Origin of the sequence: Actinomadura graeca (assembly GCF_019175365.1) — a bacterium.
In the GTDB taxonomy this organism is placed as follows: Bacteria; Actinomycetota; Actinomycetes; order Streptosporangiales; family Streptosporangiaceae; genus Spirillospora; species Spirillospora graeca.
Genome location: NZ_CP059572.1, coordinates 6,677,167 through 6,699,978, shown reverse-complemented (window position 1 = coordinate 6,699,978; position 22,812 = coordinate 6,677,167). Strand labels below are relative to the sequence as shown.

General features: G+C 74.4%; 25 protein-coding genes. 9 read left to right on the top strand and 16 right to left on the bottom strand.

Going from position 1 to position 22,812, the window contains the following annotated elements; all coding sequences use genetic code 11:
* The first annotated feature begins 110 nt into the window (after positions 1 to 110).
* Together AGRA3207_RS29685 and AGRA3207_RS29680 are read left to right on the top strand one after the other, a co-directional pair.
* Positions 111 to 1,433 (top strand): magnesium transporter MgtE N-terminal domain-containing protein, encoded by a 1,323-nt coding sequence (locus tag AGRA3207_RS29685; protein ID WP_231330431.1) that lies wholly within the window; start codon positions 111 to 113, stop codon positions 1,431 to 1,433.
* 11 nt (positions 1,434 to 1,444) lie between these two features.
* Positions 1,445 to 1,948, top strand: coding sequence for a DUF1003 domain-containing protein (locus tag AGRA3207_RS29680; RefSeq protein ID WP_231336434.1), 504 nt, complete (start codon positions 1,445 to 1,447; stop codon positions 1,946 to 1,948).
* Positions 1,949 to 1,962: 14 nt separating this feature from the next.
* Here the strand turns inward: AGRA3207_RS29680 and AGRA3207_RS29675 are convergent, their stop codons facing one another.
* Complete coding sequence (locus AGRA3207_RS29675; RefSeq protein ID WP_231330430.1) at positions 1,963 to 2,487, bottom strand: MarR family winged helix-turn-helix transcriptional regulator; 525 nt, start codon at positions 2,485 to 2,487, stop codon at positions 1,963 to 1,965.
* Between the two features lie 88 nt (positions 2,488 to 2,575).
* Between AGRA3207_RS29675 and AGRA3207_RS29670 the strand changes: the two genes are divergently transcribed.
* A complete protein-coding gene (locus tag AGRA3207_RS29670) occupies positions 2,576 to 3,715 on the top strand; it encodes an Mrp/NBP35 family ATP-binding protein (RefSeq protein WP_231330429.1) in 1,140 nt (379 codons plus the stop codon).
* Between the two features lie 67 nt (positions 3,716 to 3,782).
* On the opposite strand, the gene AGRA3207_RS29665 is transcribed toward AGRA3207_RS29670, so the two are convergent.
* From AGRA3207_RS29665 to sigE, 5 genes are all read right to left on the bottom strand, one after another.
* On the bottom strand, positions 3,783 to 4,130 hold the full coding sequence (locus AGRA3207_RS29665; protein WP_231330428.1) for a sec-independent translocase: 348 nt from the start codon (positions 4,128 to 4,130) through the stop codon (positions 3,783 to 3,785).
* Positions 4,131 to 4,247: 117 nt separating this feature from the next.
* Positions 4,248 to 6,014 (bottom strand): S1C family serine protease, encoded by a 1,767-nt coding sequence (locus AGRA3207_RS29660; RefSeq protein WP_231330427.1) that lies wholly within the window; start codon positions 6,012 to 6,014, stop codon positions 4,248 to 4,250.
* 115 nt (positions 6,015 to 6,129) lie between these two features.
* Positions 6,130 to 7,239, bottom strand: a complete 1,110-nt coding sequence (locus tag AGRA3207_RS29655; protein WP_231336433.1) for a MucB/RseB C-terminal domain-containing protein — start codon at positions 7,237 to 7,239, stop codon at positions 6,130 to 6,132.
* Positions 7,236 to 7,907 carry an anti-sigma factor family protein gene (locus AGRA3207_RS39960; RefSeq protein ID WP_273699958.1) on the bottom strand — a complete coding sequence of 224 codons (672 nt, stop codon included), beginning with the start codon at positions 7,905 to 7,907 and terminating at the stop codon, positions 7,236 to 7,238. Before AGRA3207_RS39960 ends, AGRA3207_RS29655 begins: the two co-directional genes overlap by 4 nt.
* A 136-nt stretch (positions 7,908 to 8,043) precedes the next feature.
* Positions 8,044 to 8,784: an RNA polymerase sigma factor SigE gene (sigE, locus tag AGRA3207_RS29645; RefSeq protein ID WP_231330426.1), complete on the bottom strand. Its 741-nt coding sequence runs from the start codon at positions 8,782 to 8,784 to the stop codon at positions 8,044 to 8,046.
* Positions 8,785 to 9,036: 252 nt separating this feature from the next.
* Between sigE and AGRA3207_RS29640 the strand changes: the two genes are divergently transcribed.
* Both AGRA3207_RS29640 and AGRA3207_RS29635 read left to right on the top strand, forming a co-directional pair.
* Positions 9,037 to 9,639, top strand: coding sequence for an O-methyltransferase (locus AGRA3207_RS29640; RefSeq protein WP_231330425.1), 603 nt, complete (start codon positions 9,037 to 9,039; stop codon positions 9,637 to 9,639).
* An 8-nt stretch (positions 9,640 to 9,647) separates the two neighbouring features.
* Positions 9,648 to 10,277, top strand: coding sequence for a hypothetical protein (locus AGRA3207_RS29635; protein WP_231330424.1), 630 nt, complete (start codon positions 9,648 to 9,650; stop codon positions 10,275 to 10,277).
* 65 nt (positions 10,278 to 10,342) lie between these two features.
* Here the strand turns inward: AGRA3207_RS29635 and AGRA3207_RS29630 are convergent, their stop codons facing one another.
* From AGRA3207_RS29630 to AGRA3207_RS29615, 4 genes are all read right to left on the bottom strand, one after another.
* Positions 10,343 to 11,083, bottom strand: a complete 741-nt coding sequence (locus AGRA3207_RS29630; RefSeq protein WP_231330423.1) for an anti-sigma factor — start codon at positions 11,081 to 11,083, stop codon at positions 10,343 to 10,345.
* The gene (locus AGRA3207_RS29625; RefSeq protein WP_231336432.1) at positions 11,080 to 11,658 is read right to left on the bottom strand and encodes a sigma-70 family RNA polymerase sigma factor; all 579 of its coding nucleotides are present in this window, start codon (positions 11,656 to 11,658) and stop codon (positions 11,080 to 11,082) included. The genes AGRA3207_RS29630 and AGRA3207_RS29625 overlap by 4 nt, the downstream gene beginning before the upstream one ends.
* A gap of 100 nt (positions 11,659 to 11,758) precedes the next feature.
* On the bottom strand, positions 11,759 to 13,222 hold the full coding sequence (locus tag AGRA3207_RS29620) for a leucyl aminopeptidase (RefSeq protein ID WP_231330422.1): 1,464 nt from the start codon (positions 13,220 to 13,222) through the stop codon (positions 11,759 to 11,761).
* Positions 13,223 to 13,336: 114 nt separating this feature from the next.
* A complete protein-coding gene (locus tag AGRA3207_RS29615; RefSeq protein ID WP_075022250.1) occupies positions 13,337 to 13,504 on the bottom strand; it encodes a DUF3117 domain-containing protein in 168 nt (55 codons plus the stop codon).
* A 207-nt stretch (positions 13,505 to 13,711) separates the two neighbouring features.
* Between AGRA3207_RS29615 and AGRA3207_RS29610 the strand changes: the two genes are divergently transcribed.
* From AGRA3207_RS29610 to AGRA3207_RS29600, 3 genes are all read left to right on the top strand, one after another.
* On the top strand, positions 13,712 to 14,497 hold the full coding sequence (locus AGRA3207_RS29610) for an enoyl-CoA hydratase-related protein (RefSeq protein WP_231330421.1): 786 nt from the start codon (positions 13,712 to 13,714) through the stop codon (positions 14,495 to 14,497).
* A 77-nt stretch (positions 14,498 to 14,574) separates the two neighbouring features.
* On the top strand, positions 14,575 to 15,339 hold the full coding sequence (locus tag AGRA3207_RS29605; protein WP_231330420.1) for an ABC transporter ATP-binding protein: 765 nt from the start codon (positions 14,575 to 14,577) through the stop codon (positions 15,337 to 15,339).
* Positions 15,340 to 15,344: 5 nt separating this feature from the next.
* Positions 15,345 to 17,930, top strand: coding sequence for an FtsX-like permease family protein (locus AGRA3207_RS29600; RefSeq protein WP_231330419.1), 2,586 nt, complete (start codon positions 15,345 to 15,347; stop codon positions 17,928 to 17,930).
* Positions 17,931 to 17,940: 10 nt separating this feature from the next.
* On the opposite strand, the gene AGRA3207_RS29595 is transcribed toward AGRA3207_RS29600, so the two are convergent.
* The 3 genes from AGRA3207_RS29595 to AGRA3207_RS29585 are packed head-to-tail and all read right to left on the bottom strand — an operon-like array spanning position 17,941 to position 19,415.
* Entirely contained in the window at positions 17,941 to 18,516 is a 576-nt protein-coding gene (locus tag AGRA3207_RS29595; RefSeq protein WP_231330418.1) for a DNA-3-methyladenine glycosylase I, read from the bottom strand.
* A 15-nt stretch (positions 18,517 to 18,531) separates the two neighbouring features.
* Positions 18,532 to 18,969, bottom strand: coding sequence for an SRPBCC family protein (locus AGRA3207_RS29590; protein WP_231330417.1), 438 nt, complete (start codon positions 18,967 to 18,969; stop codon positions 18,532 to 18,534).
* Complete coding sequence (locus AGRA3207_RS29585) at positions 18,966 to 19,415, bottom strand: hypothetical protein (RefSeq protein WP_231330416.1); 450 nt, start codon at positions 19,413 to 19,415, stop codon at positions 18,966 to 18,968. The genes AGRA3207_RS29590 and AGRA3207_RS29585 overlap by 4 nt, the downstream gene beginning before the upstream one ends.
* 66 nt (positions 19,416 to 19,481) lie before the next feature.
* Between AGRA3207_RS29585 and AGRA3207_RS29580 the strand changes: the two genes are divergently transcribed.
* Positions 19,482 to 19,799 carry a hypothetical protein gene (locus AGRA3207_RS29580; RefSeq protein WP_231330415.1) on the top strand — a complete coding sequence of 106 codons (318 nt, stop codon included), beginning with the start codon at positions 19,482 to 19,484 and terminating at the stop codon, positions 19,797 to 19,799.
* Between the two features lie 66 nt (positions 19,800 to 19,865).
* On the opposite strand, the gene AGRA3207_RS29575 is transcribed toward AGRA3207_RS29580, so the two are convergent.
* From AGRA3207_RS29575 to AGRA3207_RS29565, 3 genes are all read right to left on the bottom strand, one after another.
* Positions 19,866 to 21,182 carry an alkaline phosphatase PhoX gene (locus tag AGRA3207_RS29575; RefSeq protein ID WP_231330414.1) on the bottom strand — a complete coding sequence of 439 codons (1,317 nt, stop codon included), beginning with the start codon at positions 21,180 to 21,182 and terminating at the stop codon, positions 19,866 to 19,868.
* Positions 21,183 to 21,311: 129 nt separating this feature from the next.
* Positions 21,312 to 21,956 (bottom strand): LOG family protein, encoded by a 645-nt coding sequence (locus AGRA3207_RS29570; RefSeq protein ID WP_231330413.1) that lies wholly within the window; start codon positions 21,954 to 21,956, stop codon positions 21,312 to 21,314.
* A complete protein-coding gene (locus tag AGRA3207_RS29565) occupies positions 21,956 to 22,756 on the bottom strand; it encodes an LOG family protein (RefSeq protein ID WP_231330412.1) in 801 nt (266 codons plus the stop codon). The genes AGRA3207_RS29570 and AGRA3207_RS29565 overlap by 1 nt, the downstream gene beginning before the upstream one ends.
* Positions 22,757 to 22,812 lie beyond the last annotated feature (56 nt).

Genomic DNA, 22,812 nt, shown 5'->3' with positions numbered 1-22,812 from the left:
CTCTGACGGGACGTACCGCCCGGGATGTGACATTCCCGTCGCCGATGTGACGCGCGCCGCACGCACGCCGGACCCGGATGAGCTGCAAGATCACGGGTAATGTCCTGCCCATGAGCGGAGCTCCGACACGGGTGTTCATCGCCCGTCTCGCCGGGATCGCGGTGTTCGACCCGGCCGGCGACCAGGTCGGCCGCGTCCGCGACGTGGTGGTCGCGCTGCGCCTCGCGCCGCGCCCGCCACGCGTCCTCGGCCTGGTGGTGGAGGTGGCGCCGCGCCGGCCGGTGTTCCTGCCGATCACCCGGGTCACCGTGATCGAGGCGGACGCGATCATCTTCGACGGCCGGCTGAACGTGCGCCGCTTCCAGAAACGCGGGTCCGAGACGCTCGTCATCGCCGAGATGCTCGACCGGACGGTCAAGTTCTCCGGCACCGGCGAGCCCGTCTCCGTGGTGGACGTGGCGATGGAGCCGACCCGCACCCGGGACTGGCTGATCGGCAAGATCGCCGTCCGCCGGGGTGGGCGGGGGCTGCGGCGGGGGGCGGGGCTGCGGCGGCGCGGCGAGACCCTGATCGTCGACTGGGACGCGGTGGAGGGGTTCTCCGCGGTCGAGCACGGGCAGGGCGCCGCCGGGCTGATCGCCGCGTTCGAGCGGATGAAGCCCGCCGACCTCGCCAACATCGTCCACGAACTGCCCGAGAAGCGCCGCACCGAGGTCGCGGTCGCGCTGGACGACGAGCGGCTCGCCGACGTCCTGGAGGAGCTGCCCGAGGACGACCAGATCGAGATCCTCGGCAAGCTGGAGGCCGACCGAGCCGCCGACGTCCTGGAGGCGATGGGCCCCGACGACGCCGCCGACCTGCTCGGCGAGCTGCCGACCGAGCAGCGCGAGGCGCTGCTGACGCTGATGGAGCCGCAGGACGCGGCGCCCGTCCGGCGGCTGCTGACCTACGAGGACGACTCGGCGGGCGGGCTGATGACCACCGACCCGGTGATCGTCGCGCCGGACGCGACGGTCGCCGAGGCGCTCGCGCAGATCCGCAACCCCGACCTGAACCCGGCGCTGGCCGCGCAGGTGTACGTGTGCCGGCCGCCGACGGCGACGCCGACCGGCCGCTACCTCGGCACCGTGCACTTCCAGCGGCTGCTCAGGGAGCCGCCGCCGACGCTGGTCAGCGGTATCGTCGACGCCGAGCTCGACCCGCTGCGCCCGACGATGTCGCTGGCGGCGGTCGCGATGTTCCTCGCCACCTACAACCTGGTCGCCGGGGCGGTCGTGGACGACGACGGGCACCTGCTGGGCTCGGTGACCATCGACGACGTGCTCGACCACCTGCTGCCCGAGGACTGGCGGGAGACCGCGATGGACGCGGGCGCCGCGGTGTCCGCCGATCCCGAGGAAGAGGCCCTGCGGGGCACCGGGGGGACGACATGACCGCACGCGAGATGGCCACGCGCCTGGACCAGCCCCGCGAGATCCGCCGCACCCTGCTGCCGCGGCCCCACTACGACCCGGAGTCGTTCGGGCGGCTGTCCGAGCGGATCGCGCGGTTCCTCGGCACCGCCCGGTTCCTCGTCTACATGACGGTGTTCGTCGCCGTGTGGATCGTGTGGAACCTGCTGGCGCCGCCGGCGCTGCGGTTCGACCCGTACCCGTTCATCTTCCTGACGCTGATGCTGTCGCTCCAGGCGTCGTACGCGGCGCCGCTGATCCTGCTGGCCCAGAACCGGCAGGACGACCGGGACCGCGTGCAGTACGAGCAGGACCGGGCCCGCAACGAGCGGTCCATCGCCGACACCGAGTACCTCACCCGGGAGATCGCCGGGCTGCGGGTCGCGCTGAGCGAGGTCGCCACCCGGGACTTCGTGCGGTCGGAGCTCCAGCAGATCATCAAGGAGCTGGACGCCAAGGACCGGCCCCCGTCCTTCCCGCGGAGCCCCCGCCTGTGAGCCCGGGGAGCCCGCTATCCGGCCGCGTGGGCGGCGAAGGTCTCGGGTTCGTCGGCGAGCTTGCCGAGGATGTGGCCGAAGGTGTGCAGATCTTCTTCGTCGAGGCGGCTGAGGACATAGTCGCGTACCCCCTGCCGGTAGGTGGGAGTGGCCTCGGCGAGCCTGTCCCGGCCCGCGGGCGTCAGCACCGCGTACAGCCCGCGGGCGTCGCTCGTGCAGGATTGGCGGACGACCAGGCCCTCCCGCTGGAGCCGGTCGACCAGCCGTGTCAGCCCGCTGCGCGACAGCAGCACCCGGTCGGCGAGGTCGTTCATGCGCAGCCGCCCGCCCGGCGCCTCGCCGAGGTGCATGAGCACGTCATAGGAGCCCAGAGCGAGGTCGTGCTCGGCCAGCAGGCCCGACTGGAGCCTGCGGGAGATCCGCGCCTGGGCGCGGAGCATGGTACGCCAGACGGTCAGCTCGGCGGCCGCATTCCGGCCGCTTGCGGCCCCGCCGCCGGGAACGTGGGCCGCGGCCATGGGGCTGGGCTGGGTGGTCACATACCCGATCGTACGGCGGCCGGACACGGCCGGTGAGGGCGGACACCCGGATTGGCGGGCACGGCCACCCAGTTCATACCATGGGGACATGGCCTCCCAGTTGACGACCGAGCAGGTGACCGCGGCGCTCGCCACGGTGAACGATCCCGAGATCCGCAAGCCCATCACCGAGCTCGACATGGTCAAGGACATCGACATCGCGGCCGACGGCGCCGTCCGCGTCGGCGTCTACCTGACCGTGGCCGGGTGCCCGATGAAGGACACCATCACCAGGAACGTCACCGAGGCCGTCGCCAGGCTCGACGGGGTCACCTCCGTCCAGGTGGACCTCGACGTGATGAGCGAGGAGCAGCGCAAGGACCTCCAGACCAAGCTGCGCGGCGGCGAGCCCGCCAAGGAGATCCCGTTCGCCAGGCCGAACTCGCTGACCAAGGTCTACGCGGTGGCCAGCGGCAAGGGCGGCGTCGGCAAATCGTCGGTCACCGTGAACCTGGCGGCGGCGCTGGCGGCCCAGGGCCGCAAGGTGGGCGTGGTGGACGCCGACATCTACGGCCACTCGGTGCCGCGGATGCTGGGCGTGCGGAACCCGCCCACCAAGGTCGAGGACATGATCATGCCGCCGTCCGCGCATGACGTGAAGGTCATCTCGGTGGGCATGTTCACCGCCGGGAACCAGCCGGTCGTGTGGCGCGGGCCGATGCTGCACCGGGCGCTCCAGCAGTTCCTCGCCGACGTCTACTGGGGCGACCTGGACGTCCTGCTCATGGACCTGCCCCCGGGCACCGGCGACATCGCGATCTCCGTCGCGCAGCTCCTGCCGTCCGCGGAGATCCTGGTCGTCACCACCCCGCAGCAGGCGGCCGCCGAGGTCGCCGAGCGGGCCGGCGCCATCGCCGCGCAGACCCACCAGCAGGTCGTCGGGGTGATCGAGAACATGTCCTACCTGACGTGCGCGCACTGCGGCGAGCGGCAGGACATCTTCGGCACCGGCGGCGGCCAGACGGTCGCGGACGCCCTGACCCAGACGCTCGGCACCCGCGTCCCGCTGCTCGGCCAGGTGCAGATCGACACCCGGCTGCGCGAGGGCGGCGACAACGGCACCCCGCTGGTGCTGTCCGACCCGGACGCCGGAGCCGCCAAGGAGCTGCGCACCATCGCCGACGAACTGGGCGGCCGCAGCCGCGGGCTGGCCGGCATGTCGCTCGGGATCACCCCGAAGGGGCGCTGACCCGCCGCCGACCCGGCACTCCGTGCCGTGCCGGGACCGCGATGACCACGCGGGGGCGCGCCCGCCGTCAGGTCGCCTCGTTGTCGTACGGGGGGCGCTCGTCGTAGGCGAGGCCGCCCACGGCCGCGTAGGAGTCGTCGTCGGCGAGGTGGCCGCCGCCGTTGCCCGAGAACGGGTCGTCGTCCTCGAAGAGGTGTTTGCGGACGAACGTCTTCGGGTTGAGGTCGGCGATGTCGAAGTCCTTGAACTCCGGGCCGAGCCCTTCCTGGAGGTCCGCCTTTGCCGAGTTGGCCATCTCGCGGAACTGCCGCAGCATCCGGCCCGCCTGCCCGGCGACCTGGGGCAGCTTGTCGCCGAAGATGACCAGGGCGAGCACGACCAGCACGGCCATCTCGCCGAGTCCGACGTCGAACAACCTGTCCTCCACAGCAGCCAAAGGGACCGGCCCGCGCGGGCCGGTCCCCCCAGCGTATCCCGGGTCCGGACGAACCGGACCTGAACAAACCGCCCCCACCCCGGGGGCGGAGCGCGTCTAGTCGGAGCCCAGCGTCACCTCGACGGTCGACTCCTTGCCCGCCCGCTGGTACGTCACCTTGATCCGGTCGCCGGGCGCGCGGCTGCGGATCTGGGCGATCAGGTCGGTGGCGTCCTCGATCGGCTTGCCGTCCAGCGCGGTGATCACGTCGCCGGGCTTCAGGCCGGCCTTGTCCGCCGGGCCGTTCTTGGTCACCGGGTCCTGCCCGTTGACGCCCTGCGGCAGGATGCGCGCGCCGCCCTGCTGGTAGCGCGGGTCGGGCAGCACGCCGAGCTTGGCCTGCTTGACGGTGCCGGTGCGGATGATCTCCTCGGCGACACGCCTGCCCTGGTTGATCGGGATGGCGAAGCCGAGGCCGATGCTGCCGCCCTGGCCCTCGCCGCCCATCGCCTGGCCGCCGACGGTCGCGATGGCGGTGTTGATGCCGATCACGCGGCCCTTGGCGTCCACCAGCGGCCCGCCCGAGTTGCCCGGGTTGATCGCCGCGTCGGTCTGGATCGCGTTGAGGTAGGACGCGTCCGCGCCGCCCTCGCCCTGGGTGGGCACCGCGCGGTTGAGGGAGCTGACGATCCCGGTGGTGACCGAGCCCTGGAGCCCGAGCGGCGAGCCGATCGCGATCACCGGGTCGCCGACGGCGATGGCGGCGGAGTCGCCGACCTGCAGGGCGGGCAGCGAGTGCTGGCCCTCCGGCTTGAGGACGGCGACGTCCGAGCTCGGGTCGGCGCCCTTGACCGTGGCGGGCAGCGTCTTCTTGTCGTTGAAGACGATCTGGATCTGCCCGCCGCCGCCCCCGGCGACGACGTGGTTGTTGGTGACGACGTAGCCGCCGTTGACGATGAACCCGGTGCCGCCGACCTCGCCCTGCGAGGACTGCACGCGGATCATCACGACACTGGGCAGCACCCGCTGGGCGACGCCCGCCACCGAGTCCGGCGGCCGGTTCTGCACCTTGGTCTCGTTGCCGGTGGCGCCGCCGAGGCTCACCGCGCCGCCGTCGTCGTCACCGCCGGTGGCCATGACCCCGATCCCGGCGCCGACCGCGCCCGCGACCAGCGCCACGATCAGCGCCACCACGGCGAGCAGGCCGAGACCGGGGCCGCGTCCCGACGAGGACGGCATCGCGGGCACCGGCGCCCAGTTCGGGCCGGTGCCGGGCGGGCCCCCGAAGCCCATCGGGCGCGGGCCTCCGGGCGGGCCCATCGGAGCGGGCGGCGGGCCCATCGGCCCCCGTCCGCCCGGCGGGACGGTCGGCGGCCCCTGGTGGGACTGATGCGGCCATCCCCCGTACGGCGGCGGCGAGCCCTGGGCGCGCGGGTCCTGGTGGTGCGGGACGAACCCGGGCCGCGGGCGGCCCTCGGGGCCCTCCACCATCGGCCTGTCCAGCGGGACGGGCGGGGGCGGCTGCGGCATGTCGCGCGGCGGCACGTCCTGGAGGGGGACCTCCTGGGGGCCCATGTCGCGCGGCGGCGTGTCGTGCAGGTCCTGGAGGAACATGTCCTGCGGGGTGTCGCGCGGGGGGGCCGTGTGCCCGGACCCGCCGAGCGACGCGTCCGGCGGGGCGAATCCCCCGGCCACCAGCCGGTCGGAGGCCCCGTCGTCCTCCGGCCCCGGCCCGGAGCCCGCCCCCGGCTTCTCCTGGGGGATCTCCCGGTCGGCCACCGTCTCGGGGGGAGCGGCCGCCTCCTGCCTCTCAGGCTCGTCGCCGGGGGAACGGTCGTCGTCCCCCGGCCGCGCCTCGACCGGACCGCGGTTGTCTTCCGTCATCCCCATCTCTCCTACCGAGCATGGTTCTCTTCATCCGCGCTCATCGTGCCCCTCGGGGCATGTGGCGAGCATAAGACCTCCCGTGACCGACCGACGAACCGAGAGGAACCGCCGCTCAGCCGAACGGGTTGGCCGCCGAGCCCAGCCGGCGGGAGCCCCTGGCGACGCGCTTCCAGAACGGCGTGCCGCCGCGGGGCAGGTTCAGGGCGACCGCCTCGGCGGTGCTCTGCGGGACGTCCGTGAGGACCGTGGACACATACCCGCCTCCCGCGGACACGGCCCACCGCCGCAGGGACTCACGACGATAGACCGTCCGTCCCCTGCGGGCGCTCTTCTGCCAGCCGATGAACCGGGTCTCGTCCAGGCTCCCGCGCTGGACGAAGACGGACACGGCCGCCAGGCCGTCGGAGTAGCTGAGGTGGACGGTGCCGTTGTCACGGCGGGCCTCGTAGAGGGTGAGCCTGCCCGGCAGGCTCTTCGGGACGGGCCAGCCGTCCGCGCGGAGGGCGGCGAGCTGCGCGCGGTCGAGCCGCTCCTCCCAGGGCGCCAGGGTCGCGGCGGGGGCGCTCGTCATGTCGGGGTCGGTGCGGTCGGCCCCCCTGGCGGGCGGGGCGGACGGCGCGGAGTGCAGCTGCGTCCGCACCCCGGACGGCGTTCCCAGGGCGATCTCGGTGAAGCCGGAGGCGACGACGCGGCGGCCGGTGGCGTCCACCAGCTCGCGCCGCAGCATCAGCCCGGTCTCGGAGTCGAGCCAGAACCGCCCGGCGGTGCTGCCGTCCGCGCGGCGCGCCTCGACGACGCGGGCGCGGCGCCCGCAGACCGCCGCGTCCGCCGCCCGTACGACCGAGTAGTTGCGGGTCAGCAGGGTCAGCGTCGCGGCGGTGAAGCCTGTGGTCTCGCCCGCGGCGGACTCGGGACGGTAGCCCTCCGTGCCCGACGGGGACACGTAGCGGGCGCCCTCGCCCGGCCGGTGCGCCACCCCGGCCTCGGACGTGGCCGAGCGGGTGCGGTTCCACGTGGTGAGGAAGCGCCGGCCCTCGTAGGGGACGCGGCGGGCGGCGTCGGCGGCGGCGCGCAGCAGCCCCACGGCGCCCGGGTCGCTGCGGACCCCCCGGGCGGGACCGGCGTCGCCGGTCAGGGCCCCGGCGAGCGCGAGCGCCCCCACGAACCCGCCGGCCATCAGGGCGCAGCGGCGCGCCCGGCCGGTGACGGTGCCCGCGATCACGGTCCCGGGGACGTCTGGACCTGGTTGACCGGGTCGGTGAGCGGGTCGGTCATCGGCGCGTCGCCGGAGGTCAGCGCGTGCTCGACGGCGAACCGGTCGAAGGCGGGGGTGACGGCGGCGGGCTCGTCGCGCCCGCCGGCCGCGTAGGAGGCGGTGCCGAACCCGATGAACAGGGTCGCGGCGCCCACCACCAGGTAACGGCGGCGCGAGTGGTCGCGGAGCACGGCGGCGGCGGTGCGGCCCGCCGGGCGGTTGTCGCGCGGGCGGCCCGCCCCGGACGGCCTGGCCGCCCGCGGTGATGATCGCGGCGGACGGGCGGGGGCGCTCTGGGAGGACTCCGGCGGACCGGGTGGCCCGGACGGACCGGGCGGCGTGGTTGGGGGCGCCCCGGCGGACCCGGCCAGCGAGCGCAGCCGCGCCACGAAGTCGTCGGTGGGAAGGTCGTCGGCGACGGCGCCACCGGATCCGGTGGTCACGGCGGGTGCGGAGGGTCCGGAGGGTCCGGAGGGTCCGGACAGCTCCCGCAGCCGGCCCTTGAGCCGCCGCAGCGCGTCCGCCTCGGCCCGGCACTCGGCGCAGCCCGCGAGGTGGGCGAGTGCGCGGTCGCGCTCCTCGTGGCCGAGCTCACCGTCGACCAGGGCGGTCAGGCTCTCCCCCAGGCAGCTCACACGCCCTCCTCACGGGAGAGCGGCCTCCTACGTCCCCCGGCAAGAGCCACGCTCATGCCCTCGCTTCGCTCCGTCATGCCGCCCCTCGTCGTCATCCATGCGCGCGCGGTCCCGATCCGCGCGCGGGCCGCTTGCCTTACACGCCCTCCGCGAGCGCCTGACCCGCCTGGTATCCGCTCCCCGTACCCGGGCCGTGCGTCCCGGCCGCCGCGGCGGCCTCGCCGGGCAGGCCGTTCTGGTACTCGTTCCTCGTACCGGGGCGCCTTCTCGTCGGGGCGCGGTGCTCCAGTGCCGCGCGCAGCTGGGCGCGGCCACGGTGGATCCGGCTGCGCACGGTGCCGAGCTTGACACCGAGCGTCGCGGAGATCTCCTCGTAGGACAGGCCCTCGATGTCGCACAGCACCACGGCCGCCCGGTATTCGGGGGCCAATGCATCGAGTGCCGCCTGCACGTCCGCGTCGAAGTTGTTGTCGTCGAACGCCTGCGCCGGGGTGGGCTCGCGGCCCTGGAGGCGCTCGGCGGCGTCGTCGGCGAGCCCCTCGAAGCGGATCCGCTGGCGGCGGCGCGCCATGTCGAGGAACAGGTTCGTGGTGATCCGGTGCAGCCAGCCCTCGAACGTTCCGGGCGTGTAGTTCGACAGCGAACGGAACACGCGGACGAAGACCTCCTGCGTGAGGTCCTCGGCGTCGTGCTGGTTGCCGGTGAGCCGGTAGGCGAGGCGGTAGACACGCGCCGAATGCTCGCGGACGACCTCGTCCCAGGACGGCGGCGCCCATTCGGCCTCGGGTGCGTTCTCGCGCGTGCGCGCTGCGTTCCCCAGCCCCTGCCTGGGGCCGACCCCCACAGCGCCTCTAAAACTCAGTGCTGCGACTCCCATGGTGCCGGGCTGTTCCTCTCTCGTGGGCCAAGGTCTCCACCTTGGAACGGCACGGTCTCGCCTGGGCTGGGGCGGTTCTGAACCGACTCTGTTCTGCGACTCGGCCCATCGGGGTGATGTGCTCCGTCGCTGGTTAGAACGCGCTGACACTCCAGATGGTTCCCTGTCAGCGATATGGTCTTTCCAGCATGAGCCAGGCGGGGGTCCCGCGAGGAGGCAGCCATCGACGCCATTCAGGCCACCCTGGCCTACGTGGAGGAATTCCTCCCCGAAGACGAACCGCTCGTGGCCGCCCGGCGCCGCGGCGAGGAGATCGGCGCGTCGCCGATCGGCCCCGCGGGCGGGGCCGCGCTGCGCTTCCTCACGACGTTGATCGGCGCCCGGCACGTGGTGGAGATCGGCTCGGGCTGCGGCGTGTCCGGGGTCTGGCTGCTGCGCGGCATGGTCAAGGACGCCGTGCTCACCAGTGTGGACGTCGAGCCCGAGCACCAGCGGCTGGCGAAGCTGGCCTACCGGGAGGCGGGGCTGGGGTCGTCCCGCACCCGCATGATCGTCGGACGGGCGCTGGAGGTGCTGCCGAGGCTCACCGACGGCGCCTACGACATGGTGTTCTGCGACGCGGTGAAGCAGGAGTACCCCGAGTACCTGACGGCGGCGCTGCGGCTGCTGCGGCCGGGCGGCGTGGTCGCGTTCGACAACGCGCTGTGGGGCGACCGGGTCGCCGATCCCGACCGGCGCGACCCGGAGACCGAGGCGATCCGCGAGACGCACCGGATGATCCGCGAGGACGAGCGGCTGGTGCCGCTGCTGGTCCCGGTGGGCGACGGCCTGCTGTGCGCGGTGAAGCGGGACTGACCCCCGGGATGGACCGTACCGGCGGGACGGGCGCCGGGGGCGGCACGTCCGGCGAGGTCTTCGCGGTAAGGAACCGGGTGACCTGGTGGGCCGTCCGGCAGCTCGTCGCGGTGCTGATCCTCTTCCTGGCCTCGGCGGGGTTCGTCGCCGGGGCCGTCATGCGCGGGACGGGCGTCGGCAGCCTGGCGTTCCTGCTGCTCGGGCTGGCGGGCGCCGCGCTGTTCGGCACGGGCCTGCTGCTGTCGGCGGGCGGCATGCTCGCGCGGCGGCCCGTCCTGGTCCTCGACGCCGACGGCGTGCGGCGGCCCGCGCGCTGGCCGCTGCCGCGCGCGGCCGGGCGCGTCCTGCCCTGGGCGGAGGTGACGGCGATCACGGCGCTGCGGCGGAGCGCGGCGCGGGGGCGCGGCGCCGAGCAGGACTACGTGGTGTTCCTGCCGACGGCGGAGCTCGCGGAGATGGCCCGCACCGCCGAGCGGCCCCGGCTCGTGGCGCTGACCATGCGGGACGTCCCGGCGACGGTGGAGGCGGCCGCGTGGTGCTTCGCGGTGGAGCCGGGCTGGGACGCGCGGCTGCCGCAGATCGTCAGGCAGGCGCGGCGGCGGCGTCCGGTCCCGCTGATCGACCGGCGCGCCCGGTGACCGGCAGGCCCGGTGCCCCCGGAGGCACGGTGACCGGGAGGCGCGGCGGTCGGGAGGCGCGGCGGTCAGGCGGGCAGGGCCGCGGCGAAGATCGGGGGCGTGGTGGGCGCGGCCGACCCGGCGGCCGGCTCGATCGTGAGCCCGACCTGGGTCGCGGCCCCGATGCCGTCCAGGAGCACCGGTCCCGACGCGCCCTCCGTCAGCCCGGCCGGGCGGGGCGCGCCGTCCCCGAGCAGCCACAGCTCGTAGGTCCGGGCGGCGGAGACGGACGGGAGCCCGGCGAGCACCACCACGGCCTTGTCCAGCCGCCGCGACACCACGACGGTGCCCTGCCCGCCCCGCCTGACGTGCCCGGTGACGGCCCGCGCGTCCGGGGCCGTCAGGACGGACGCGACCAGTTCCTGCCGGGCCTGGAGGCGGTCGGCGCGCTCGTCGGCGCGTTGGGCGAGGACGCCGAGCGCGACGGCGACGGCGAGGCAGGCCGCGGCGGCCACGGTGAGCAGCCGCGGGAGGACGCGCCCCGTCCGCCGGTGGGGCCGTGGTTCCGGGCGGGGCATCGCCTGGTGGGGGGCCACCTGGCGGGTCCGCGCGACCTCGACGAGGACGCGGGAGCGCATCCGGGGCGGCGCGGAGACCGCGGCGGCCGCTCCCAGGCGCGCCGCGGTCTCCTGGAGGCCGCGCACTTCCAGCGCGCAGTCTCCGCACCGGCCGAGGTGGTCCTCGAACCGGCGCCGTTCATCCTCCGACAGCCCGTCGAGCGCGTAGGCGCCGGACAGGGCGTGGACGGTCGGCGAGGCGTGGCTCATCGGTCCACCCCCAGGCAGTCGCGCATTCTGATCAACCCGTCGCGCATCCGTGTCTTCACCGTCCCGAGCGACACCTTCAGGAGCTCGGAGACCTCCCGGTAGGTGTAGCCGCCGTAGTAGGCGAGGGTCACGGACTCCCGTTGCAGCTCGGTCAGGCCGCCCAGGCAGCGCCGGACCCGTTCGCGTTCCATCCGCGTCTCCACCTCCTCGGCGACCTCGTCGAACGCGGGCACCGACGCCCGGTGGGCGCGCTCCTCACGGTCGGCCGCCGCCTGTGCCGAGCGGACCCGGTCGACGGCGCGGCGATGCGCGAGGGTCAGCACCCACGACATCGCGCTCCCCCGCTCGGGGTCGAACCGGGAGGCGGTGCGCCACAGCTCGACCAGGACCTCCTGGGCCACCTCCTCCGACTGCGCGGGGTCGCGCAGCACACGCAGGACCAGCCCGTACACGGGCGCCGACACGAGGTCGTAGATCCGCGCGAACGCCGCCTCGTCGCCCCGGGCGACCTGGTCGAGCAGCGCACCGGGCTCGTCCGGCGGATCCGCCGGACGAGCCCGGTGCCGGGGCCTCAGAGGCCGCACGTGACTGGTGTCCACACTTGTAGTTCGTCTCCCGGCGCCGTTCGGATTGCCGAAAGTCCGAAAAGTTTCGGGCGATCCGCCGCCGGGACGGTCAGGCGGGGGTCAGCCATTCCAGCAGGAGGCGGGTGCCGAAGCCGGTGGCGCCGCGGGTGATCTCGGCGTCCTCGAAGGTGGACCGGCCGGGTCCGGCGACGTCCAGGTGCGCCCAGGGGCGGCCGCCGACGAACTCGCGCAGGAACAGCGCGGCGGTGATGGAGCCGCCGCCGTAGCCGCCGCGGCCGATGTTGTTGATGTCGGCGACGTCGGAGTCGATGGCGGCGCGGTAGTCCTCGACGAGGGGCAGCCGCCACAGCGGCTCGCCCGCCGAGCGCCCGGCACCGGTCAGCGCGGCGGCGAGGGCGTCGTCGTTGGCGAACAGCGCCCCCGTCTTCAGCCCGAGGGCGACCTTGGCGGCGCCGGTGAGGGTCGCCACGTCCACGATGACGTCGGGGTCGAGCTCGGCGTGGGCGTAGGCGAGCGCGTCGGCGAGGACGAGCCGCCCCTCGGCGTCGGTGTTGAGCACCTCCGACGTCTTCCCGCCGAAGTGGGCGATCACGTCGCCGGGGCGCATGGACGATCCGGACGGCATGTTCTCGGCCGCCGCGACCAGGCCGGTGACGCGCGCGCGGACGCCGAGGGCGCGCAGCGCGCCCATGACGGCGATGACCGCACCGCCGCCCGCCATGTCGGTCTTCATCGTCTTCATGTTGTCGTTGGGCTTCAGCGACAGGCCGCCGCTGTCGAACGTGATGCCCTTCCCGACCAGGACGACGTGCCGCTCGGGCTTCCCCTCGGGGACGTAGGACAGCTCGATCAGCCGCGGCGGCCGCGCGGACCCGGCGCCGACGGCCAGCAGGCCCCCGAAGCCGCCCTCGGCCAGTTCCTTCTCGTCGCGGACGCGGACGGTGACACCGGCGCCGTCCGCGGCCCGCGCCGCCTGCCCGGCGAGCCAGGAGGGGTCCTTCTCACCGGAGGGCGTGTTGGCGAGGTCGCGGGCGAACGCGGTGGCCTGCGCGCGGGCGGTGCCGCGCGCGATCGCCGGGGCGTCGGACTCCGGCCCGGCCTCGGTCAGCACGGCCAGGGTGCCCAGCGGGCCCTTCGGCGACGGCGCGCCGATCGTGAAGCCGTAGCAGGCGAGCAGCGCGCCCTCGACGAACGCGGCGAGGTCGCCGTCCGGGACGCCCGCGACCAGGGCGGCCCGTCCGCGGCCCCGGCGGGCGAGCGCCGCGCCGGCCCTGCGCAGGTCGGCCGGGGACGCCTCGCCCACCCCGTACAGCAGCAGCTCGCGGACCTGCCCGCCCACCCGGACGGGGACGGACACGATCTCGCCCGGCTCGCCCTTGGCCCTGTGCAGCGCGAGCAGCTCGTCCAGCGTGAACGGCAGCGTGGCCGCGACCTCGGCGGCCGGGGCGGCGGGCCCGGAGCGGACGGGCACCGCGACCACCTCGGCCCCGAGCTCGACCGCGGTCTGCGAGACGGTGCCGGCGGCGCCGCGGATACGGGTCTCGATGGGCATGGCGGTCGGTTCCCCCTGTGTGGTCGGCGGGCGGTGTGGTGACGCGTCCTGGAACGGCGAGGGTCCCGGCGGTTCCGCCGGGACCGTCACCTCAAGCAGGGAAGGGCGGAGCCGTCAGCCCACGACTTCCTTGAGGGCCTCGCCGAGCTCCTTCGCCTCGTCGGCCGAGAGCTCGACCACAAGGCGGCCACCGCCCTCTAGCGGGACCCGCATGACGATTCCGCGCCCCTCCTTGGTCACTTCGAGCGGACCGTCTCCCGTCCGCGGCTTCATCGCCGCCATGCGTGCATCCCCTTCCTGCCTAGGGCCGCTGGGGCCTCCGGGCACCGTTGGCCACGGGGCCGCCGGTCGCATTCGCGTCATCAGTAGTGGTCCATTATCTCGTCTTCCGGGCGCGAAGTGGTAACGATCAGCCTCCAGATCGGAAGTCCGAGATCAGAGGCCCCTTCGCCGCCTGTGAAAGGATCTCCTCGGAAGGGAAGGACGGCGATGTCCGAGACCGTGTTGTACGACGTGTCCGACGGTGTGGCCACCATCACGCTCAACCGCCCGGACGGCATGAATTCGCTGACCGGGGAGATGAAGGAGGCGCTGCGCGCGACCGTCCGGCGCGCCGCCGCCGACCCCTCGGCGAGGGCGGTGATCCTCACGGGCGCCGGACGGGCCTTCTGCGCAGGTCAGGACCTGCGCGAGCACGCCGACAACCTCGCGGCGGGCAAGGGCCTGGACGACACCGTCCGCCGCCACTACAACCCCATCGTGCTGGGGATCACACGCATGGCCAAGCCGGTCGTCGCGGCCGTGAACGGCGTCGCGGCGGGCGCCGGGGCGTCGCTGGCGTTCGCCTGCGACCTGATCATCGCGTCCGACGGGGCCCGGTTCGCCACCGCGTTCACCGGGATCGGGCTCGCCCCCGACAGCGGCATGTCGTGGACGCTGCAACGCCTCGTCGGCCGCGCCAAGGCGGCGGAGCTGCTGCTGCTCGCCGAGCCGGTGAAGGCCCCGGAGGCGCTGGAGCTCGGGCTGGTGAACCGCGTCGTCCCGGCGGACGAGCTGGCCCCCGCGTCCGTGGAGCTGGCCCGGCGCCTGGCATCGGGGCCGACCGTCGCCTACGGCGCCGTCAAGGCGGCGCTCGACCACGCGGCCACGAGCGACCTGGCCTCCGCGCTGGAGAGGGAGGCCGTCCTCCAGGACGAGTGCGAGGCCACCGGCGACCACCACAACGCCACGGAGGCGTTCCTGAAGAAGGAGCGGCCCACCTTCCAGGGGCGCTGAGGGTGGGGCTGCCCCCACCCGCGACTCTGGAGTCCGCGCCAATGTGGGCGGGGGGCGTGCGGCGGTTGGCTTGAGGCATGATGCAGACAACCCCCGCCCCGGCCGCCGGGCACGTCGGCGAACCCGTGGCCGTCGCGTCCGACCTCGTCAAGTCCTACGGGACGGGCGACGGCGCCGTGACCGCGCTGCGCGGCGTCTCCGCGGCGTTCGCCCGCGGCCGGTTCACCGCGATCATGGGACCGTCCGGGTCGGGCAAGTCGACGTTCCTGCACTGCCTGGCCGGGCTGGACACCGTCACCTCCGGGACGGTCCGCATCGGCGACGTCGAGATCACCGCGCTGTCGCGCACCCGGCTGACCAAGCTGCGCCGCGACCGGCTCGGCTTCGTCTTCCAGTCCTTCAACCTGCTGCCGATGCTGACGGCGGAGGAGAACATCCTGCTGACCGGGCGGCTCGGCAACCGGCGCGCGGACCGCCGGTGGTTCGACACGATCGTGGACGCGCTGGGCCTGCGCGAGCGGCTCTCGCACCGGCCGGGCGAGCTGTCGGGCGGGCAGCAGCAGCGGGTCGCGGTGGCGCGGGCGCTGCTCACCCGCCCCGAGGTGCTGTTCGCCGACGAGCCGACCGGCAACCTCGACTCCCGCTCGGGGGCCGAGGTGCTGGGGTTCCTGCGCACGGCCGTGGACGACCACGGGCAGACGGTGATCATGGTGACGCACGATCCGGCGGCCGCCGCGTACGCCGACCGGGTGCTGTTCCTGGCCGACGGGATGATCGTGCACGGGCTCGCCTCGCCCACGATCGACCAGGTCCACGCCGTGATGCGCCGGATGGAGGGCTGAGCGGCATGTGGCTCATCGCGCGCCGTTCGTTCGCCGAGGGGTGGATGCGGCTCACCGCCACGCTGCTGGCGGCGCTGTTCTCGATCGGCCTGATCGCGGGATCGCTCCAGTTCACGCTGCGCGCCCAGGAGGCGGTGTCGGGCAGCGACGCCAGCGAGTACGCCGCCGCCGACGTCCTCGTCCAGGGCGGGTCGGTCGACCCCGACGAGGTCTACGCCGCGCCGGACGGCCGGGTCCCGCTGGCCCGGGTCGCGGGCCGTCCCGGGGTCGCCGCCGTCTCCGGCGACGCCATGGTCGAGGCGACCGCGAGCGGCGCGGACGGCCGGACGATCGTCCCGCCCGCCGGGGCCATGACCCGGCTGCGGCCGTGGCCGTCCGACGGCCGCCTCAACGCCTACCACCTGGAGTCGGGCCGCGCGCCCAGGGCGCCGGACGAGATCGTGGTCACCCGGCACGTGGCCCGCGCCGGGAAGCTGCGCACCGGCGACCCGATGCGGATGTCGCTGCCCCGCGAGGCCCGCGCGATGAAGGTCGTCGGGATCGTCACCGTCCGGGGCCGCAGCGCGGTCGCGAGCGGCGACCTGCTGCTCGCCACGCCCGAGACCGTCCGGCAGGTGAGCGGGCTTCCGCCCGGGACCTGGCAGGCGCTGTGGGTGAAGGCCGCCCCGGGCGTCGCGCCCGCGACGCTCAGGGACGGGCTGTCGCGCGACCTGGGCCGCACCGCCACCGTGCGGACGGCCGGGTCGGTCCGCGACGCCGAGTCCGCCTCCATCCGCTCCACCGGGGTCTCCATCGGCGGCTCGATCGGGATGCTGTCGTCGGTCGCGGTGTTCGTCGGGCTGTTCGTCGTGGCCAACACGTTCGGCACGCTCGTCCGGCAGCGGACGCGCCGCCTCGCCCTGCTCAGCGCGATCGGCGCCACGCCACGGCAGATCAAGCGGCTGATCCGGTTCGAGGCGCTCGCCCTCGGCGTGGTCGCCTCGATCGGCGGCGTCGCCGCCGGCTATCCCGTGTCCGCGCTGCTCACCCGGCTGTTCGCGCAGGACGGCTTCGACATCTCCGCCGCGGACGCCCAGTACGGCTGGGTCGCGCTCGCCGCCCCGGCCGCCGCCGGCGTCCTGGTCACCCAGCTCGCCGCCTGGCGCGCCGCGCGCCGCGCCGCGCGGATCGCGCCGATGCAGGCGCTGCGCGCGGCGAGCACCGAGTCCACCGGCCGCCGCCGGCCCCGGCTGCTCGGCGCCACCGTGATCTTCGGTTTCGCGGCGATGCTCTACGGCCTGACCTTCGCGATCAAGGCGGAGGAGCCGCCGGGGCCCGACCTGACCGTCGGCGTCGCCGTCATGATCCTCATGGGCTCGATGACGGCGGTCGGGGGCCTCGCCGTCCTCGCCCCGTTCTTCGTCGGCCCGCTCGGCGGGCTCGTCGGGCGGCTCGGGATGGCGGTCAGCGGCGAGGCGGGCCGGCTCGCCCGCGCCACCATCACCCGCAGCCCCCGCCGCGTCTCCTCCGCCGCCTCGTCCCTGATGCTGGGCGTCGCGCTGGTCGGCACGACCGCGCTGATGGTGCTGTCGGCGGACGCGCGCTTCGAGGAGGCCGGTGGCCAGGTGATGCGCGCCGGGCACGCCGTCGCCGCGACCGGCACGACCTCCGACGGGCCCGCCCCGCTCCCCCGGGACACCGCCGCCCGCGCCGCCCGCGCGCCCGGCGTCTCCCACGCGGTGGCGATCACCACGGCGTCCGCCAAGCTCGTCGACCCGCCGCCGAGGCGGCCGTCGCCCGAGGAGGCCCCCGAACCGGTGTACCTCACCGTCACCGGCGCGGACCAGGCGGCCCTCCCGTCCGTCCTCAGGCTCGGCGGACGGCCCCGGCCGCTCGGCGCCGGGGAGATCGCCGTCACGTCACGGGTGATGAAGGCGAACCGGCTCACGGTGGGACGGCGGATCGTCGTGCGCGGCGCCCGGGGCCAGGTCGCGCTGACGGTCGCCGACGTCTACCACGACCCGTCCCACCTGTTCGCCGACGAGGCCCTGGTGTCGCCCGCCACGATGGAGCGCCTGGACCCGGACGCCGCGACGCAGGCGGTGCTCGTCCGCGGCGGCACCCGGGAGGCCATCGGCCGCGCGGTCGCCGGCGTCCCGGGCGTCGAGGTCATGGACAAGGACGGCTACGTGAAGACCGCGTCCGGCGCGATGACCAAGGGAATGCGGGTCATATACGGCTTCATCGGCATGGCGCTCGTCCTCGCGCTGTTCGGGATGGCCACCACGGTGTCGATGAGCGTCGCCGAGCGGACCCGCGAGTTCGGACTGCTCGGCGCCGTCGGCGCGACGGCCGCGCAGATCCGCTCGATCGTCCGCTGGGAGGCCGCCACGGTCGTCCTCCTCGGCGGGATCCTGGGGATCGGCACGGCGTTCGGCACGGTCGCGCTCATGGGCGCGGCCACGGGCAGCTCGTTCCTCACCCCCGCCGCGCCCTGGTGGCTGTTCGTCCTGATCATCGCGGGCGCCGCCGCCGTGGCCCTCGCCACCTCCGCCCTCCCCGCCCGCCGCGCCGCCGCCGTCCCCGTCCTCGACGCGGCGAAGACCGGCTGAGGGGGCAGGGTCAGCGGTAGGCGCCGCGGCGGTGGCAGCCGGTCAGATGGTCGTCGACCAGGCCGCACGCCTGCATGAGGGCGTAGGCGGTGGTCGGGCCGACGAACCGGAAACCGTGCCGCTTCAGCTCCTTGGCCAGCGCGGTCGATCCTTCGGTGACGGCGGGGACGTCGTCCATGTCGGCGTGGCCGGGGGCGTCCGGGTCGGCGTGGCGCCAGATGGTGGCGGCGAGGCCGCCGGGGATGCCGAGCGCGGCGCGGGCGTTGCCGATCGCCGCGTCGATCTTCGCGCGGTTCCGGACGATCCCGGCGTCCGACATCAGCCGCTCGACGTCGGCGGGGCCGAACGCGGCGACCTTCTCGGGGTCGAAGCCGTGGAAGGCGGCGCGGAACGCCTCGCGCTTGCGCAGGATCGTCAGCCACGACAGGCCCGACTGGAACGCCTCCAGGCAGAGCTTCTCGTACAGGCCCTGGTCGTCCCGGACGGGACGGCCCCATTCCTCGTCGTGGTAGGCGACGTAGTCGGGGGCCGACAGCCCCCACGGGCAGCGGGCCAGCCCGTCGTCGCCCCGGATCGCGGTGCTCATCCGACCCGTTCTACCTCATGACGCCGACATCGCCGACAGGGCGGCCAGGCGGCGGAGCCCGAGGCCCATGAACGCGCGGACGGCCGGTCCCGCGACGAGCCAGCCCGCGCGGCCGAGCGGCCCGAGCGGCAGGTCGACGCGCTCGGCCCACACGACCCGGCTGCCCGAGCCCTCAGGCCGCACCGTGAACCAGGCTTCGCCGCGCACGACCCGGCCGGTGTGCCGGACGGCGACGCGGCGGCCGGGGCGCCAGTCGGTGATGACCATGGTGTCGAGGAACCCGACGGGCCCGACGCCCGTCCAGGCGCGCAGCTCCGCGCCCTCCTCGCGTCCGCCCTCGGCGCTGGTGAACGGCATCCACTCGGCGTGCCTCGGCCAGTCCGTCAGGACCTCGAACAGGCGTTCCGGCGGAGCGTCGGATACGGCCTCCGCATGGACGGCCACCACGCTCACGGGCGCTCCTCCCCTACCGGTTCCTCCCTCAGATCATCGCGCGGGCCGTCCCGCGGGGGCGGGGCGGGGTCCCTGTAGGCCGGGGCGCCGTTCGCGGCGGCCTGCTCCTGGATGCCGTGCAGGGCCCCGATGGGCCCGTCGGGCTCGCCCAGGCGGCGGCGCAGGTCGTCCACCTGCCGTTCGAGGAAGGCGAGACGGTCGTCACGCTCGGTGAGCGCGCCCGCGAGCCGCCGCAGCGCCTCGTCGGTCACCGGGGCCTGGTAGCCCCACAGGCCGCGCGGCAGGCGCAGGAGCGTGACCTCGGGCCCGGTGAGACGCCGTCCCTCCGGGAGCGGGAGCGGCGGGTGGTCGGGATGGGTCTCGGCCAGCTCGCCGCCCCTGCCCATGGCGAGGACGACGACGGCGCCCAGCACGGCCAGGCCCGCCAGGACGAAGACCACGACCACGTTGCACTCCGATCTGTCACCGACTCCCAACGTCCGCGCATCTCAGATCGTGCCACGCTTGGCGGCATGGGTTTGCATGAGCAGTGGGTCCTGCCGCCCGGCGCGCCCGTCCCGGACGGGGTGGCGGACGCGGGGACGGCGCCGCCCGCCGCGCGCGTGGCGGAGCTGGCGGGCGCGGGCGGGCCGGTCCTCGTCACGCTGGTGTCGGACGAGGCGGAGCCGGATCCGGGCCTGCTGGCGGCGGTGTCGGTCTACGCGTGGGTCGGCGCGGCGGCGTTCCGGGTGCCGGAGCCGCAGGCCGACGGGGTACGGCAGGTCCTCGACATGGTCGCCTCGATCCGGGGCACGCGGCCCCCGGCGGTGGCGCGCCGCGGCCTGGCGTGACCCGCCCGTCCCTCGTCCTCCCGGGGAGCGGCCCAGGAGAACGGAAGGACTGCGTGCCGGTCGCGTTCAGCCGCGGAGCTTGTTCCAGGGGCCGGTGATGGCGAACGTGGCGCCGGGGTCGGACTGCCGGTTGGCGAACAGGATGCGCCCGTCCGGGGAGAACGTGACGCCGGTGAACTCGCTCTCGTTGAGGGCGTTGCGGGCCATCGCGAACGGCTTGTTCTTCTTGGTGGTGCCGATGAGGTACTGCTCACCGTCGCCGTCCTCGGCGAGGATCACGCCGCCGCCGTACGGGGACACGGTGATGTTGTCCGGGCCGTCGAAGCGCCCGCCCGGCTTGAAGATGAGCTGGAGCTCGATCTCGTCGGTGTTCGGGTCGTAGGTCCAGACCTGCCCGGCGTGGTCGGCGGCGGCGCCGTCGGACTTGCGGGAGTAGCTGCAGACGAAGTACGCCTTGCCGTGCCCCCACCAGGCGCCTTCGAGCTTCTGGCTGCGGGTGATGCTGTCGAACTGCTTGCGGACGGACGTCTGCTTCGCCGACGGGTCGGGGACGGCGACCCAGCGGGCGTGCAGCTTCGTGCCGGGCTCCTGGACGGCCGAAAGGTCGGGGACGCCCCGGACGTTCAGCGCCTCCAGCCGCCCGCCCTCCAGGTAGGCGTGGTAGTCGCCGCGGTGCGCGCGCGGGCGGAACCGGTAGAACAGCCCGAAGGGCTTGGACGCGTCCTCGGTGAGGTAGGCGGTGAGCGTGTGCGGGTCGACGGCGACGGCCTCGTGGGAGAAGCGCCCGAGACCGGTCAGCGGGACGGGCTTGGTCCGCTTCCCGGACGGGTCGACCTCGAACACCCAGCCGTGGCTCTTCGTCTGACCTGTGAAGCCCTCGGTCTCCTCGCAGGTCAGCCAGGTGCCCCAGGGGGTGCGGCCGCCCGCGCAGTTGGTGGCCGTCCCGGCGAGGCTCACGTACTGCGACAGCAGCGTCCCGTCGCGGTCGACCTCCAGGGTGGTGGTGCCGCCGTTGGCGGCCGGGTCGTAGGTCCACTCGGGGCGGCCGACGGCGCGGGTGCCGTTGTTGCTCTGCTCGTGGTTGCGGACCAGCCGGGTGCGGTGCGGCTTGCTGCCCGGGAACGTCGCCGTCCCGTCGTGGTGGCCGGGGACGACGACGCCCTCGGAAATGGGGTCGCCCTCCACCGACAGCGTCGTGTACGTGAAGCCCTCGGGCAGGTCCAGCACGCCCTTCGGGTCGGGGATCAGCGGGCCGTAGCCGTACGCCTCGCCGACATCGGCACCCGCGGAGGTCTGGAAGATCGAGTCGAGGCTTCCGGCCAGGGCGATGGACAGCGCGCCGGCGGCGCCGCCCTTCACCACTCCGCGACGGGACACGGACATGGGCACTCCTTCTCACGTGATGGGATCACGCGGGAGCCTGGTCGGCGCTCCTGAACCGAGGATGAACGAACTCATGACGAACGGCAAACCCCCAGGACAATCTTGCTTTGGGACGTCCCGGGGGCCCCCTCACAGCTCGGCCTCGGCGTAGTCCTCGGGGGTGGCGTCGATCCGGGGCTGGGAGCGTTCCAGCAGGTCGAAGGCGTCGCCGACGTCGCCCGTCCAGCCGATGGCGTCGAAGACCTTCGGGCGGGCGAGCCCCTGCTCGACGAGCCCGGCCATCAGCTCGCGGAGCGGGTCGTACACGCCGGCCGGGTCGAGGATCACGACGGCCTTGCGGTGCATGCCGAGGACACGGGCGGTCCAGATCTCGAACAGCTCCTCCAGCGTGCCGATCCCGCCGGGCAGCACGAGGAAGGCGTCGCTGCGGCGGTCCATCTCGCCCTTGCGGGAGCGCATGTCGGGGGTGACGACCAGCTCGTCGTTGTCCTCGTCGGAGATCTCGACGCTGACGAGGCCCTCGGGGATCACCCCGACCGTCCGGGCGCCGCCCGCCCGCGCGGCCCGGGCCACGGCGCCCATGCACGACACCTGGGCGCCGCCGCTGACGAGGCTGTGCCCGCGCCGCGCCAGCTCCGCGCCGACCTCCGCCGCCAGCTCCAGATGCCTCTTGTCGATCTTGCTGCTGGAGGCGCAGAACACGCAGACCGCGAGCCCCGGGGAGCGGGGGCGCGCCGGGGGGCCGTCCTCCGCGCGGGGGTCCGGGGAGGGCATCAGGTGCCCTCCGCGGCCGCGGCCTCGACCGCCGCCGCCTCCTCCTGCAGGCGCCGCTCGGCCTTGAGGTGCGCGTCCCGGACGACCTGGACGACCTCGTCCGGGTCGTCGGTGAGGTGCACCAGGTCCAGGTCCTCCGGGGAGATCTTGCCCGACGGGAGCATGACCTTGCGGACCCAGTCGAGCAGCCCGCCCCAGAACTCGGTGCCGACGAGCACGATCGGGAACCGGGTGATCTTCTTGGTCTGGACGAGGGTGATCGCCTCGAACAGCTCGTCCAGCGTCCCGAACCCGCCGGGCAGCACCACGAACGCCTGCGAGTACTTGACGAACATCGTCTTGCGGACGAAGAAGTAGCGGAACTCCAGCCCGATGTCGAGGTAGTCGTTCAGCTTCTGCTCGAACGGCAGCTCGATGCCGAGCCCGACGGACGTGCCGCCGTTCTCGTCGCAGCCCTTGTTGGCCGCCTCCATGATCCCGGGACCGCCGCCGGTGATCACGGCGTATCCGGCCTCGTGCAGCCGGGCGCCGATGTCGACGGCGAGCTCGTACTCCTGCGAGCCGGGCTTGGTGCGGGCGCTGCCGAACACGCTGACGGCCTTCGGCAGCTCGGCGAGCAGGCCGAACCCCTCGACGAACTCCGCCTGGATCCGCAGCACGCGCCAGGGGTCGGCGTGCACCCAGTCGGCCGGGCCGCGGCTGTCCAGGAGACGCTGGTCGGTGGTCGTCTGCGGGACGGCCCGGCCGCGGAGCATGGCCGGCCCCTGCCGTCGCGTGCGGGGGTTCACTTCGGAAGTCATGCGCTCAACCGTAGCCAAGCTCCGGGCCTCTCACCTGCCGAACCGCCACCCGCCGG